This is a genomic window from Streptomyces sp. NPDC048331, assembly GCF_043201215.1.
In the GTDB taxonomy this organism is placed as follows: domain Bacteria; phylum Actinomycetota; class Actinomycetes; order Streptomycetales; family Streptomycetaceae; genus Streptomyces.
The window spans coordinates 253,899-266,633 of sequence record NZ_JBICYT010000001.1 but is presented as its reverse complement, the minus strand read 5'-3'; the positions used below and the strand labels follow the sequence as shown (position 1 = coordinate 266,633).

Here is a 12,735-nt window from a genome sequence, read left to right as displayed (position 1 = left end):
CTGTCGGTGTTGCACTCCGAGTCCGTGAACTTGAGCATGCGGGGAATCCGGGCGTGAGTAATCCGCCTCGGACCGGTTTGCGGCCGTACAGGCGCTCTGCCAGAGAGTCAGTCCTGTGGCCGCATGCCGGGTACGTCGCGGTGTGCCAGGCGGGAGAGGACTTTGGCGTACACCGTTGTCGCCGCAGTAATGACGGTTGCAATGACCGCCAGCGCCAGGATGCCCAGCAGCGCGGGCCACTGGCGCAGCGAGTCACGGCACAGGCTCTCCTTGGACGACGGGTCGACCAGCGGGCCTCGGCAGAGGGCTCGGTCCCCGTACTCGGGGCCGTAGTCGGCGAGCATGAGGAAGGCGAACCAACCCCAGATCGCCAGGGCCAGGAGCATCCACGCGATAGACCACGCCTCGATGCGGCCTGCTGCCCGTCGCTCCTGTTCGACATGAGTCTGTGTGGCAGGTGCAGGATCGGGCGTTTGTGCGGCCGGAGCGTCGGTGGCCATGTCTCCCCCTCTTGATCAACGATGAAGGGAAGGCAGTTCATCACACCGCGCGGACGCGCTGGCGTGACCTTGCAGAGGTCAACCTGGCCTTGCGGTGACTGTGACGGCGATAGGGGGCCAATACCGGTGCAACAGGACACACAGAACGCAAGCGCCTACTGTGCGTGACTCTGCGCCGATGGTGAGGGTCGGAGCGTCCCCGCGACACCCGGCATGAGACTTCGGTGTGTCTCGTGAGACACCCCTAAGTCTGGAGAACGACGGCCACCGGCTCGTCGTCCTGCGCTCGGCGACCGACGTGACGCTCCAGGCGCGCTCCGGCCGGATCGTGACCAGCGCCTTCCCCGACCTGGCCGCGGCCGCGCTGCTGCTGCCCGCCGACACGGTCCTCGACGGCGAGGTGGTGGTCTGGCACGCCGGGCGTACGGACTTCGCCCTGGTACAGCGGCGGGCGGCGGCCACCTCCGCCCGGGCCGCCGTCCTCGCGCAGCGCCTGCCCGCCTCGTACGCGGCCTTCGACGTGCTGGAACTGGCCGGGCTGGACCTGCGCGGCCGCCCCTACGAGCGCCGCCGGGCCCTCCTCGTCGACCTGCTGCTGCCGTTGGGTCCGCCGCTGCAACCGGTGCCCATGACCACCGATCCGGAACTGGCCGCCACCTGGTACGAGACCCTGCCGGCCAGCGGTATCGAGGGCCTCGTCGTGAAACGGCTGGACCAGGCCTACCCGGCCGGGCGGCGCGGCTGGCAGAAGCTCCGCCACACCGACGTCCGCGACGCGGCGGTGGTCGGCTACACCGGAACCCCGCGCCGCCCGCTCGCCCTGGTGCTCGTCCTGCCGGTCGGGGACGAGAGCCCGCTGGTGTCGAGCCCGCTCAGCGCGGCACTGCGGGCGGAGGTGGCGACCGAGGTGGCCGCCCGCGGGCCGGCCTCGCCCGCGCCGTCCACGGTCACGGCGATCGGGCTCGGGGAGGTCCCCTTCCGGCCGCTCGACCCACCGCTCACGGCGGAGGTCCGGCACACCTCGGCCCGGCACCCGCCGCCGGAGGTGCTCCGGCTACGGACGGACCTCTGACCCGCGCGGGAGGCGCGGGTCAGAGGCCGTCGAAGTGGGTGCCGGGTGCGTCGGGCGGGTGCGCCGCGTCAGGCGTGTGCGCCGCGACCGGCGTCCGGGGGAGCTCCTGGCTGTGGATGCGGTCCCGGGCCCTCCGGCAGCTTGTAGCCGGACTCCCGTTCCGCCCGGACCTCGTCCGGATGGGTGGAGGTGGTGGAGCCGAAGTTCCCGTAGCCCTGCATCTCGTGCGGGCGTAGACCCCCCTCGGGGATCTCCACCTGGTCCCGCTCCTCGCGGACCTCGTAGACCGCCCCGCCCTCCGGCAGGTGGGGCTGACTCTCGGCGGTGGGCGGGGGTGGCTCGTGGTTCCGCACCCTCTTGCCGAGCAGGAAGCCGCCCAGCAGGAAGCCGGCGACGAGGATGCCGACGACCAGGAACCAGGCGATGTCGGCGAGGGTCGCGTCCACGCTCAGGGTCGTGTCCATACCGACCATGTTCCCGCACGCAGGTCCGAAATGCTTCGCTATGCCCTGGATGCCATGGGCCATCCGGGGTACACGCCCGGTACACGCCCGTACATGCCGAAGTGAGAAGGAGGCCGACGATGCCCCGCGGATCGTCCCCGAAGCGCGAACGACAGTACGAACACATCAAGGAGGGCCTGGAGGAGCGCGGCGAGCCGGAGGAGAAGGCGAAGGAGATCGCCGCCCGGACCGTGAACAAGGAACGAGCCAGGGCCGGCGAATCCCGGACCGCGAGCAAGGAATCCCTCCAGGACATCTCCTCGTCCCGGCGCGGAGGCCTGCACTCCCACTCGGGCGCGCAGGGCCCCACGTACGAACAGCTCTACGCCGAGGCCCGGCGCCGCAACATCCACGGCCGCTCGGAGATGAACAAGACACAGCTCAAGCGGGCCCTGGGCGAGTGACGGCCCCGGTCAGGCGTTGATGGGCCCGTCGGCGTCCCGCAGCGCGCCGGTGGCCTTGCGCTCCCCGAGCGCGCCCAGGATCTCGGCGCAGATCGCCAGCGCGGTCTCCGCCGGGGTACGGGCGCCCAGGTCCAGGCCGATCGGGCCGTGCACGCGCGCCAGTTGAGCCTCGGTGACCCCGGCCGCCAGCAGCCCCTCCCGCCGCCGGGCGGTGGTCTTGCGGGAGCCGAGCGCGCCGACGTACGGCACCTCCTGGGTCAGCGCCACCCGCAGCGTCGGCACGTCGAACGACTCCTCATGGCTCAGCATGACCAGGCACGCGGCGTCCCGGCGGGCCTCCAGCACCTTGCCGGCCTCCTCCGGGCCCGTGACCAGTACGGCCTCCCAGCCCAGCAGCAACGACTGCCGCTCGATGATCTCGGCCAGCTCGCCGCCGCCCCCGATGACCACGTAGGGGGCCGACGGGAACGCCTCGACCAGCACCAACCCCGACTCCGCGTACAGCGCGTCCCGCCCGGCCCGCCGGGTCGCCAGCAACTCGCCCGCCCGCCGGCCGGCATCGTCACCGGGCGCGTCCGTGGCCCGTACGACCTCACTGGTGGCCTGGTCGGCGGCCTCGTTCAGCCGGGTCACCAACGCCACCCCGACCCCGTCGCCCAGCAGCTCCCACCACGCGGCCGGGATCGCGGCGAGCGGCTGCAGCAGCACCTCGGCCTGCCCGCCGCAGGTCAGCTTCGCGGCCACGGCCTCGGCCGCCCGTACGGACACCTCGCACACCCGCGCCGTGACCCCGGGCGGCAGGGCCGCGACCTCGGCGGCGAGCTCGGCGTCGAAGACCCCGCGGTAGAGCGTGCCGACACACTCCCCCCGAGGATCGATGAGCACGGCCCCGGCGGGATCCCGCGGCCCGAACCCCTGCTCGGTCACGGGCCGGGCCAGATACCCGGCCCGCCCCTCGGCCGCCCACCGCCGCGCCGTCTCCACCAGCTCACGCATCCGCGCCGCCCCTTCCCGATCGTCAGAGCCCGCCACGCGACACCGAGCCGGCGGCGCCGTGCGGCCTCACCCCCAACGTACGCGCGCACCCCACCCGGCCCCACCCCCCGAATCCCACAGACCCCGCCCCACCCCCCTCGTACGGACCACCGACGCCCGGCGGGACCCGACAAGCCGGACCTGTCATGCCGAACAGCCGTTCACCCACCAATTGTTAGAGTGATCCACTCCGATTCGCAGGCCGGGGGTCAGTGCTCCGCTCCGAATACGGCCACGGGACGGGAGCCGGCTTGACGACGGGGAGGGGGGCAGGGGCATGACCATCGGGACGTTCGGGACACCCGACGGCGGTGAGCCGAGCCGGCCCCCCACAGGCGGCCCGGCCCAGGAGCCCGACACCGGCGCCGAGCGGCGGAAGCCCTGGCAACGGCGCCTCGCCATCGGGGCCGGGATCTTCGTGAGCCTGTGCGTTCTCGGGGTCCTCACGATGCTCGTCCCGCTCGCCCACGAGTGGGGACGACCGGCCGATGCCGAGGGCCGGGCGTGTTGCTGGGAGGAGAACGCCACGCCCGAGTGGACGGCGGGCGCGCTCGGTGTGCGGGTACCGGAGGCGGCCACCGATCGGCGGGCCGCGTTCCACAGCAACGTGCAGTACGACGCCGCGCTGCTCACCTTCACCGTTTCGACCGCGGAGGCGGACCGGTTCCTGCAGCCGCTCCTGCGTGAGGGCGACCCGATGGCCCGCAACCGGCACCCGTACGAGCCGGGCTACACCCGCAGCGACGGCTTCAGCCACCTCGGTCTGCCCGAACCCGAGACCTTCACCGAGGGCATGCGTGTCACGAGTGTCTGCCCGCGCGAGGCGAAGTCGCCCGAAAGCGGCGCACTCAGGCTGTGCGTGGACATCCACGCCCACGAGTTCCGGCCCGGCACCACCCGCGTCTACCTGTGGGCCGGCAGCGACGCCCCCCTCCAGAAGCCCCCGACCTGAGTCCGGGTCCGACGGCGGCACGGCCGTGAGCGCAGCGCAGCACGACGCGCGCCGACCGAAACGGAAGCGCACGCAAGCCCGGCTCCGTCTTCGTGTCAGGTCGGCCCGCTGATCCGTCGCTGTCAGAGCCGGGGGATACGGTGCGGGCACGATGGGGCGTTGTGCTTTGGGGAGGGACCTTGGGAGCCAAGACCGGTCTGCTCGTGTATGCCGACGGCGATGTGCCGGGCCTGCTGCGCCAGGTGGGTGCGGCGGACTTGGAGCCGACGTCCCTCATGATGAGGCGCCTGTATCCGGGCTGTGAGATCGAAGAGTGTGAGGGTTCGTTCCTGGGGGAGGGCGTCTATCCCCCCGACGGAACGACCTATGGGGCGAGCTGGTCGGGTGTGGAGCTCGTCTGCGATCAGCGGGTGATGATCGATTTGCCTTCACAGCTACCCGAGCACTTCGTGGCGGCGAGTGCCGGCCGACGGTTGGTTTTGCACGCCATGCACAGTGTCGTCGACTGGCTGGCATTCGCCGTCTGGGAGGACGGACAGCTCATTCGATCCCTGAGCCTGTCGCCGGACGGCGGGATCATGGAAAACATCGGGGAGCAGCTCCCCTTCGAACGCCCCTACTGGGCCGGGGACCGTCCGGCGGACGTCATTCCTTGGCCGGGTGAGGAAGAGGAGCCGTACGCCTTGCCCTTCCACCCTCTGGAGCTCGGAGAAGACGCACTACGCGCGCTCTGCGGCTTCATTCAGGAGGGATATCCGGAATCCGACGACGTGGACGCGGACAGCATCGGACTTCATGGCTTCCGCGTGCGGGACCCTCACGGCCCCGACCCCGCCGAGAAGGAAGAGGCGCGGCGGAGGGCCATCGCAGCGATGGGGCCGCCACGAATCTACTCAATGGGCCCTGACGGCTTGCTGGTCGAGCGGGACAGCCTCTAGCCCCCGGGGGCTCCCTGGTCGGCTTGTGGCCGGTGGGAGCGAGCATGGTGGACACCTGAACGACGCGCGGGCAACGGCGTTGCGGTCCTGCTCGGCCGGTACGCCCCGTGCCTCGACGGTCGGCAGGAGGTCGGCAACCGGCGGATCGAGGAACTGCTCCGCGAGTACGAGTGAGAGCTGAGGCGTTGCTGCCCGAGGCCCCTGGGGAAACCCGGGGCCTTCGTGTTTCCCTGGCTGACCCGGGCAGTTGCGGGGAGTTCCGGGCCGCGAACAGGCCGCAGAGGCTGTCATGGGGCTGCATCGCCTGGCACATGGCTGCACATACGCGAAGACCCCGGCTTCAGCGTTGCCGCTGATGGCGGGGTCTTTGGGCACTTCCTGCGAAGTGCCCCCGGCAGGATTCGAACCTGCGCACACGGCTCCGGAGGGCACTAGGGGATGTAGAGCAAAAGCGTCTCTGTGCTGCACCGATGCAATGCCGCGGCCCGAGAGGCCGGACGGCTCACACGCTTGTCACGCGCACTTGACTGTCTGAGGGTCTGGCCTAGCGAGTGGTGGAGACGAGCCGAGCCCTAAGTAGTCGCGGCTACACCCTGATCTGCCAGGCTGTTGCCGCGTAGAGTGCTGCCATCCTCCGATGCCCCTGGAGTCGCATGCCGCCGCTGCCGCCCCTTGACTCGTCCACTCAGTGTCCGGCTCCTGGCCGTTACCCCGCGACGTGGGAAGAGGTTGAAGCGTCGCTGGTTCGAGCTGAAGCTTTTGGAGCGTCGAGTACACGACCCGGCCTCTGGGAGGAGCTAGGGTCCCACCGGGCTCTGATCGAGTGCCTCTTCGGATCAGTGAGGCGTATCTGGCTGGCTGGGAGCTTCGTGAGCGGCAAACTGAATCCGAGTGACGTCGATGTGGCCTACCTCTTGGACGCCAGCGTCTATGGAACGGTCGCCGACCCCGATGACCTCGCAGACCTGGCCAACCTCAGCGATCGGGAGTGGTGTGTGAAGCACGGCATGCGCATCGACGCCTACGTCCTGAGCTTGCCGGCCACCTTGCGCTTCAAGGATTTGGGTGTCGTCGGAGCGATGGCGGCAGGTGACAGCGAGGTCTTTCAGATCCTTGGTCTCTATGATGAGATCTGGCAGCGCACGCGTCACACGGGACGTCGGGGATATCTGGAGGTGGCGCTATGAACACCCCCCCGAGCCTTCCTGATGTCACGGATAAGAAGGCCCTACGTGCGTGGCTCGCAGCTCGACGATCGGAGTCGACGGAGAAGCCGGCTCCCAGAACGCTCACCGAGCTCCGCTCGCTGCAGCTACGACGTCTTGCCAGATCGATGCAAGGCGAAGCAGGATCCGACACATCGGGCAGCGAGTGCCGGCCGATCCTGCGCTTTGCTCTCGATGGTGCAACTGTCCGGACACACCAGGTCGAGGTTGGCGTTCTTGGCGACTGGCTGCGCGCTCTGCAGACCGTTGTGCAGTCAGTCGCCTACGCTCTCGACGAGCTTCGACCCACACACGACTCTGGCCCCGTTCCTAGGGAAATTCAGCGGGTGACGAAGCTTTTCTCTGGTCCCGTATTCGCCTCGTCTTATGGAATGATTCTTGAAGGAGCTCCAGAGGCGGGACAAGCAGAACTTCCGGGCTCAGGTGGCGACATTCTCCTGGATCGAGCAATCAACAAGATCCTCGACCTAGCGGACCGAGCCAGCTCATCCGTTGGAGCGGAAGATGCGCTCCTCGATGCAGCCCTGCCGCTGGGCCGTCGCGTGATTAGCCACCTGTCTGAACTTTCAGATGTCCTCGCTTCGACCAATACGAATGTCACGATGACATGGGAATCTAAGGGCACCAAGCGTCGAACGTCATCGCTAAGCTGGGAGAGCGCGGACCGGTGCCTAAAGGTGCTCAAAACGGCCCAGGTGGACGACAGTACGGAGTCTCTTACCGGAGTACTGGTCGGTGGAAGTAAGGTGCGCGGCGTAATTGAAGTTGAAGTAGACGGCAAGGGTGTCGTGGTAGTGCGCACCGAGAAGGAGTCAGTGACTGGCCTTCTCGCGGGCTACGCAGAACGTCGTGTGGTAGTCGAGGTCGATGTTCTCACTGCTCGTCTCGCTGGTGGTCGTGAGCACCGTATCTATTCACTTCGAGAACTCACATTGAGCGAGGCTGAAGAGCTCTAGACGCCTCAATGGCGTGTGCGACCTTCTTCGCATCTGAAGGCCGCACCCCACCAGGTGTGGAGAATCAGGTGCTTCGCCTATTCCATAGATCGTTAACTCGATTTCTCTCGCGAAGGTAAATCCACGTCGGCACCGGAGGGGCACCTGCGGTTGCGGTGCAGTAGTCGCCGTACGCGGATAGGAGGGCTCCGATGCGACCTGCTCGGAGTTCCTCATCACTGCAACCCGTTAGAGACTCCAGGCGGCGATCAAGGGTTTCACTCTTCGACTCGGCTGACTTCCAAGAGGAAACTTCGCTCAGCTGTGTGAAAGCCGCGCCTGAGGCGAGGGCGACAACGATCAAGCGTGCCAATACCAGACCGTGGCCGTCCGAAGCCACCGGAATGGCGATAAGGGCTGCTGCTACGAATAGGCCGGCGAAGATCCAGAGCATTCTTCCGTAGTAGTCAGCGGCCTCCTTGTACAGGTGCTTTCCCCAGAATGCATTCTCCTGCAGGTGCTCACATAGGCGCTTCAGGCCTGCTGATGAGCTGCTAGCGAAATAGTTCGGAGGTGCGGGAGGTGGGGGTGCCTCACCGGTTCGTGGGGTTACTCGACTGAACCAGTTATTCAGGTCGACCCGCTCTTCTGTTGATCCCAGCGCATCCAGGAGGAGTCCCCTCATCCTCCCTTCCTCGCCGGCGCCATGGAACTTCGCGGCCTTGTTTCGAGTGATCCAGGAAAAGATTTGGATCCCTAGCGCTAGAAGGGCCGGTACGTAAGTCCACCCGTTTGAGATGAAGATCGATGCCACGCTAAGCGTAAAGGTGGCAACCTGGAGCCACCTGCTTCTCCGGTAGGCCGATCCAGCCTTCTCTAGTTGAGAATTGGCTAGAGCGATAATCTCAGACGATGACGGTTGGGTACTGGTCACCCAGCAAGCACCCCCAATGCTCGATAGATCCTTGCGTGTCCCCGCTTTCCTCAAGCTCCGCTGCTCGCTTGGCTGTAGCGTGAGCTTCTAGGATTTCCGATGGTACGCGCGATGTCTCGGCATATTGCCGAATTGCTGCATCGAAGAAGACGACCACGGCTTGACTTATTTCGGGCATCTCGCGCGCGAATGCAATGCTGGCGATCTGCTCAATTTTGAATGAGGGGATGGGTTTTCCGTGTAGATTACTCCACCATTTGATCAGCTTGATCAATCGGGTGAAATCCCCTCGGCACCTTGAGTCGATCTCGCGAACGCGTTGGGTCAACTCATTCGGGGAGAATTCCTGCCAGCTCTCAAGGTTGAAAGTTGGGATCTTGTACGTCTCCCTATCGGACGTGCCCGCTAGTTTGAGTGCTGGAAGAACGTCCACGCCTGGTCCGTCGGGAAATCTGATGCGCACGGTATTTTCGGATACTTCAGAACCTGGATACCGGGTCAGGAGGGTCTTGAGTAGATCGGAGATGATTGATGCCGGCCGGATATCTGATGAGGTGTTACTCAAGGTGACGACGAGGTCGATATCCGAGAAACCGCGTAGAGCCGTCGAGCGCGAGAGTGACCCACTCACGAAACAGTCGTGAACCATTTTCCCCTCGCCAAGGAATCTGCAGATTTCCCTGGCTCGGTTCTGTGCTTCTCCTTGCTGATTGTCACTAAGGGAGATGTTATGAAAGAAGACTTCGAGTCGATCTTGAAGCGTTCCGTTCATGCGGGACGGTGCATTTGATTCCCGAGGTTTAGGTCGCTTCTGCCCACGGGCAGAACGCTCATTTTGCCGCAAAGGCTAGGTAGCGGGCACGCGTTCCGCAAAATTTGTCGCCCCTCGGATGCACGCACGTTGACTGTTCGCCGGGGGCGTTGAGGGGGATCTTGGTCAGCGCAGAAGGTGCTCGTTCACCGCTCGCGCCTGGCTTCTCAGACCAGACAGCTCGATGACCTGGATGCCTTGCCCTCGCAGGGTTTCGACGCCCACACAGTCGGCCACCAGGAGGCTCGGCTCGCGCCAGGCGATGACCACGCGGCGGATGGGGGAGCGGAGGATCAGTTGGGTGCACGTGAGGGGGCGGGACCTGCGCTCCGAGCAGGGTTCCAGCGTGCTGTAGAGCGTGGCGCCGGCCAGGCGGGGGTCGTCCGTCGGGAGCTTGGCCAGGGCTGATTCCTCGGCGTGGACGTGAGCGTCGGTCTCGCGGGAGTAGCCGTGGGCCAGCTCTTCGCCATCTGCGCCCACGATGATGGCACCGACGGAGAAGGCGCCCTCGGCCGGCGGGCACTTGCGGGAGAGTTCGATGGCCCGCTCCATCCAGGTCACATCGTCGGCGTGCGTCATGCGGAGCCCTCCTGCTTGGGCAGGTAGCGGAGGAGAACGACGTCGCCGATAGTGCTCGCCTCGGCGAGGTGCATTCGGCGGGTGGATCCGCCCGGGTACGTGGCGGGGTTCAGGAAGCGGGGGGCGCCCGGGTCGCCGACGACCAGGGGGGCAATGGCGAGGTGGATCTCGTCGGCCAGGCCCTGGGAGAGGAAGGCGGTGTGGATCTGTCCGCCGCCCTCCACCATCAGCCGCTCTATGCCGCGGGCCCCGAGGTCGTCCAGCAGGGCGCCGAAGTCGATGTCCGGGCCCGTGGAGACCACCTCCGCCAGGCCGGCGAGGCGCTCGCGGAGCTTCTCCTCGCCCGCGTCCGTGGTGTAGGCGAGCTTCTCTCCGCCGTGGTGCCAGAACTTCAGGTCGGACTCCAGGTCTCCGCTCGCGGAGATGGTGACCTTCAAGGGGTAGGCCGGCTTTCCTGCGGCCACCCGTGCCGCGCGCCGCTCGTCGCTGTTCACCAGCAGTCGGGGGTTGTCGGACCGCATCGTGCCGGCGCCGATCAGGATGGCGTCCGACTCGGCGCGCACCTGGTCCACCCGGTCGAAGTCCTCGCTGTTGCTCAGCAGGAGACGTTCGGCGCTGGTGTCGTCGATGTAGCCGTCCACGGATGTGGCCACGCTCAGGAGGACGTACGGGCGGGGCATTGGGTCTCCTTCATGTGCTGGTCAGGGCGGAGGGAGCCTGTTCAGGCCTGGCGCAGTACTGCCTCGGTCAGAGCGTCCTTGAAGTCGCTCACGCCAGGGACCGTACGCCATTGATCAAGTACTCCGTCGAGCTGGGCCAGCTCCCGCGCGATGCGGTCGGAACCGGTCTCCTTCGCGACGGCCAAGGCCTGCAGTCCTGCGGAAGCGGCCTGCTCGGCCTCGCCCGCGCGGGCCAGGGAGACGGCTTCCCGTCCCAGGTAGACGCCGCGGTCGCGGTGGTAGCCGGCGGGCAGTCGGCTGATGGCATCCCGGAATCCTGCAGCCGCTCCGTGGTGGTCCCCGAGAGCGGCCAGGCTGTGCGCCCGCTGCACGTCTATGTACGCGCCATCGAGCCAGACACCCCAGGGCGAGCTGGGATCCGGGTCCATCCGGGCGAGGAGTTCCCGCGCGTGCTCGTATGCCCGCTGAGCCATCAGCGGGTCGTTCCGGAGCGCGTGGCCGTGGGCCCCGTACGTTGCGGCCACTGCCGCCAGACGGCTCCTCGGCGCGGCGCGGTCCTCTGCGGCCTCGGCAACGTCCACCGCCTCGATCGGGTCGTTCATGTCGCCGGCGAGCTGACTGCGGCGAGCCAGGACGTACGTGGTCAGTTCGTCGTCGCCCGCCATGTGGGAGGCCTCCAAGGCCTCGCGCATCCAGTGCTGGGCGGCGCGGAAGTCCCCGAGGTCCTGGTAGAGCCAGCCACAGAGTTCCGAGTACTGGGTCTGCAGCTGGAGGAGCTTCCGGCGGTCGGTGCCGCGGCGATCCGCACGTAGTTCCTTGATTGCGGTGATCTGCTGCTGCACCGTCGGTATCACCCGATGGGGACCGAACAGGTTGTCGTTGTCGATCAGCACCCGTCGGGTGGCCTGGAGAAGCTCGATCGGGTCGGCCCCGGAGGCGATGAGATCGGAGCGTGGGGCAGGGCTTGCCGCTGCGGAGAAGTCAGAGCTCGCAGCGATCGCGGCACCAGCGCCGAGCGCGCCGATCAGAGCCCTTCGGGACAGAGACACGAAGATGATCCTTCCGTCATCGGAACGAACGGGGACGGACATCCCCTCCTCCGACGGTGCCTGAGTCTCCGGTTCCTCAGCCAGGGCCACAGAGCCGTTGGCCACATGGGGCCCTCGTTTAGCCACATCCACCGTGGAAAGGGCGTCCAGGCTGGCCCCTTCGAGGATCGATGAGTGGAGCCGTACGAGCGAGCCGCTGGCGCCGAGCGCGTCGTCGTACGCCCTGACCAGGTCGGCCGACGCCGCCTGGCCGCCTCGTTCCACGCGGGCCATGTAGCTGGTGTTGAACAGGATCGATCGGCTGAGCTTGCCCAGTGATAAGCCCCGCTGCGTGCGCCAGGCGCGCATTTCGGCGCCTAGGTAGTGCTGAGGGCTTGCATGCGGTGTCAGGTCGTTCGGTCGCTGCCCCACTCGTCCCCCTCATGCGGCCTATGTGGCCGCCTCCTGGCGGCCACATAGCAGACCTGTCGGTCACTCAACTGCCCGGTCTACAAAGGGTGCAGAGGGGCGGACGACAGCCTAGCGACGCAGGTCGGAGCCCTCCATTCGATCCGAACGAAGGGGGCAAGATCGTGACAACAGCTGCCGCTCGTGAACCCATCACACGCCCCGCCGGCGACGGCCGGCGCGACGGGCGCCAGGGCCTAATTCTCCTCCAGACCCGCGACCCGCTCGCGGAGTTCGGCGACCTCGCCCTGGAGTCGGGCAACCTGATCGCGGAGCTCTGCGATCGCGTTCTCGGGGCTGGCGAGCCTCGCGGCGTCGGAGGCCTCCGCAGTCAGGAATGCCCCCTTGCCCTGATGGCTGACCGCGAGGCCGTCCGTCTTGAGCTGGCGGATGGCGTCGCGAGCCACGGTCACGGTGACGCCGTACGTTGCCTGGAGGTCTGCCAGGGACGGCAGCTTGCGGGACTCCGCGAACTCGCCGGCCGCGATCCTCCGCCTCAGCTGTTCCGCCACCTGCTGGTAGGCGGGCTTGCCGGTCCACTCGACCATCTGCACCTCATGTCTCTTCGCCGTCACTGCCTCAGTGTGCCCAAGCGGCACAGGGAGAGCTAGCGCCCGCCCCGCTCTTCCCCGGAGAAGGGCTTGCGCAACTCTGCCTCACAGTGCACTCT

The 12,735-nt window shown here is 67.1% G+C and carries 14 protein-coding genes and 1 pseudogene; 6 read left to right on the top strand and 9 right to left on the bottom strand.

All coding sequences use genetic code 11. From position 1 onward, the window contains the following. Window positions 1-107 precede the first annotated feature (107 nt). Complete coding sequence (locus tag ACGFYY_RS01195) at window positions 108-386, bottom strand: hypothetical protein (protein ID WP_393706503.1); 279 nt, start codon at window positions 384-386, stop codon at window positions 108-110. A 340-nt stretch (window positions 387-726) separates the two neighbouring features. Here ACGFYY_RS01195 and ACGFYY_RS01190 point away from each other — a divergent pair, with 340 nt between their 5' ends. Continuing rightward, the gene (locus ACGFYY_RS01190; RefSeq protein ID WP_393706502.1) at window positions 727-1,572 is read left to right on the top strand and encodes an ATP-dependent DNA ligase; all 846 of its coding nucleotides are present in this window, start codon (window positions 727-729) and stop codon (window positions 1,570-1,572) included. A gap of 68 nt (window positions 1,573-1,640) precedes the next feature. Here the strand turns inward: ACGFYY_RS01190 and ACGFYY_RS01185 are convergent, their stop codons facing one another. Then, window positions 1,641-2,036, bottom strand: a complete 396-nt coding sequence (locus ACGFYY_RS01185; protein WP_365269598.1) for a DUF6479 family protein — start codon at window positions 2,034-2,036, stop codon at window positions 1,641-1,643. Between the two features lie 119 nt (window positions 2,037-2,155). Here ACGFYY_RS01185 and ACGFYY_RS01180 point away from each other — a divergent pair, with 119 nt between their 5' ends. Further along, the gene (locus tag ACGFYY_RS01180; protein WP_365269636.1) at window positions 2,156-2,479 is read left to right on the top strand and encodes a plasmid stabilization protein; all 324 of its coding nucleotides are present in this window, start codon (window positions 2,156-2,158) and stop codon (window positions 2,477-2,479) included. A 9-nt stretch (window positions 2,480-2,488) separates the two neighbouring features. On the opposite strand, the gene ACGFYY_RS01175 is transcribed toward ACGFYY_RS01180, so the two are convergent. Then, the gene (locus ACGFYY_RS01175) at window positions 2,489-3,475 is read right to left on the bottom strand and encodes an XdhC family protein (protein ID WP_393706501.1); all 987 of its coding nucleotides are present in this window, start codon (window positions 3,473-3,475) and stop codon (window positions 2,489-2,491) included. Window positions 3,476-3,791: 316 nt separating this feature from the next. On the opposite strand from ACGFYY_RS01175, the gene ACGFYY_RS01170 reads away from it, so the two are divergent. From ACGFYY_RS01170 to ACGFYY_RS01155, 4 genes are all read left to right on the top strand, one after another. Then, the gene (locus tag ACGFYY_RS01170) at window positions 3,792-4,466 is read left to right on the top strand and encodes a hypothetical protein (RefSeq protein ID WP_393706500.1); all 675 of its coding nucleotides are present in this window, start codon (window positions 3,792-3,794) and stop codon (window positions 4,464-4,466) included. A 179-nt stretch (window positions 4,467-4,645) separates the two neighbouring features. Continuing rightward, a complete protein-coding gene (locus ACGFYY_RS01165) occupies window positions 4,646-5,404 on the top strand; it encodes a DUF6928 family protein (RefSeq protein WP_393706499.1) in 759 nt (252 codons plus the stop codon). A gap of 653 nt (window positions 5,405-6,057) precedes the next feature. Beyond that, window positions 6,058-6,591, top strand: coding sequence for a DUF6932 family protein (locus ACGFYY_RS01160; RefSeq protein WP_393706498.1), 534 nt, complete (start codon window positions 6,058-6,060; stop codon window positions 6,589-6,591). A 365-nt stretch (window positions 6,592-6,956) separates the two neighbouring features. Continuing rightward, window positions 6,957-7,586 carry a hypothetical protein gene (locus ACGFYY_RS01155; protein ID WP_393706497.1) on the top strand — a complete coding sequence of 210 codons (630 nt, stop codon included), beginning with the start codon at window positions 6,957-6,959 and terminating at the stop codon, window positions 7,584-7,586. Between the two features lie 884 nt (window positions 7,587-8,470). Here ACGFYY_RS01155 and ACGFYY_RS01150 read toward each other — a convergent pair. The 6 genes and pseudogenes from ACGFYY_RS01150 to ACGFYY_RS01125 form a co-directional block, all read right to left on the bottom strand. Continuing rightward, complete coding sequence (locus tag ACGFYY_RS01150) at window positions 8,471-9,271, bottom strand: nucleotidyltransferase (protein WP_393706496.1); 801 nt, start codon at window positions 9,269-9,271, stop codon at window positions 8,471-8,473. Between the two features lie 165 nt (window positions 9,272-9,436). Continuing rightward, window positions 9,437-9,889, bottom strand: coding sequence for a deaminase (locus tag ACGFYY_RS01145; RefSeq protein ID WP_393706495.1), 453 nt, complete (start codon window positions 9,887-9,889; stop codon window positions 9,437-9,439). Then, on the bottom strand, window positions 9,886-10,569 hold the full coding sequence (locus ACGFYY_RS01140) for a RibD family protein (RefSeq protein WP_393706494.1): 684 nt from the start codon (window positions 10,567-10,569) through the stop codon (window positions 9,886-9,888). The genes ACGFYY_RS01145 and ACGFYY_RS01140 overlap by 4 nt, the downstream gene beginning before the upstream one ends. A gap of 41 nt (window positions 10,570-10,610) precedes the next feature. Beyond that, window positions 10,611-11,618, bottom strand: a complete 1,008-nt coding sequence (locus ACGFYY_RS01135) for a DNA-binding protein (RefSeq protein WP_393706824.1) — start codon at window positions 11,616-11,618, stop codon at window positions 10,611-10,613. Window positions 11,619-11,810: 192 nt separating this feature from the next. Further along, window positions 11,811-11,966, bottom strand: a pseudogene (locus tag ACGFYY_RS01130) (helix-turn-helix domain-containing protein); the annotation flags it as partial. A 296-nt stretch (window positions 11,967-12,262) separates the two neighbouring features. After that, a complete protein-coding gene (locus ACGFYY_RS01125) occupies window positions 12,263-12,640 on the bottom strand; it encodes a winged helix-turn-helix domain-containing protein (protein WP_393706493.1) in 378 nt (125 codons plus the stop codon). Window positions 12,641-12,735: the final 95 nt, after the last annotated feature.

What these genes read in the sequence shown, in the direction of transcription:
- ACGFYY_RS01195 (WP_393706503.1), bottom strand. Translation starts at nt 386, where the DNA reads ATGCTCCTGGCCCTGGCGATCTGGGGTTGGTTCGCCTTCCTCATGCTC.
- ACGFYY_RS01185 (WP_365269598.1), bottom strand. Translation starts at nt 2,036, where the DNA reads ATGGACACGACCCTGAGCGTGGACGCGACCCTCGCCGACATCGCCTGG.
- ACGFYY_RS01180 (WP_365269636.1), top strand. Translation starts at nt 2,156, where the DNA reads ATGCCCCGCGGATCGTCCCCGAAGCGCGAACGACAGTACGAACACATC.
- ACGFYY_RS01175 (WP_393706501.1), bottom strand. Translation starts at nt 3,475, where the DNA reads ATGCGTGAGCTGGTGGAGACGGCGCGGCGGTGGGCGGCCGAGGGGCGG.
- ACGFYY_RS01170 (WP_393706500.1), top strand. Translation starts at nt 3,792, where the DNA reads ATGACCATCGGGACGTTCGGGACACCCGACGGCGGTGAGCCGAGCCGG.
- ACGFYY_RS01160 (WP_393706498.1), top strand. Translation starts at nt 6,058, where the DNA reads ATGCCGCCGCTGCCGCCCCTTGACTCGTCCACTCAGTGTCCGGCTCCT.
- ACGFYY_RS01150 (WP_393706496.1), bottom strand. Translation starts at nt 9,271, where the DNA reads ATGAACGGAACGCTTCAAGATCGACTCGAAGTCTTCTTTCATAACATC.
- ACGFYY_RS01145 (WP_393706495.1), bottom strand. Translation starts at nt 9,889, where the DNA reads ATGACGCACGCCGACGATGTGACCTGGATGGAGCGGGCCATCGAACTC.
- ACGFYY_RS01140 (WP_393706494.1), bottom strand. Translation starts at nt 10,569, where the DNA reads ATGCCCCGCCCGTACGTCCTCCTGAGCGTGGCCACATCCGTGGACGGC.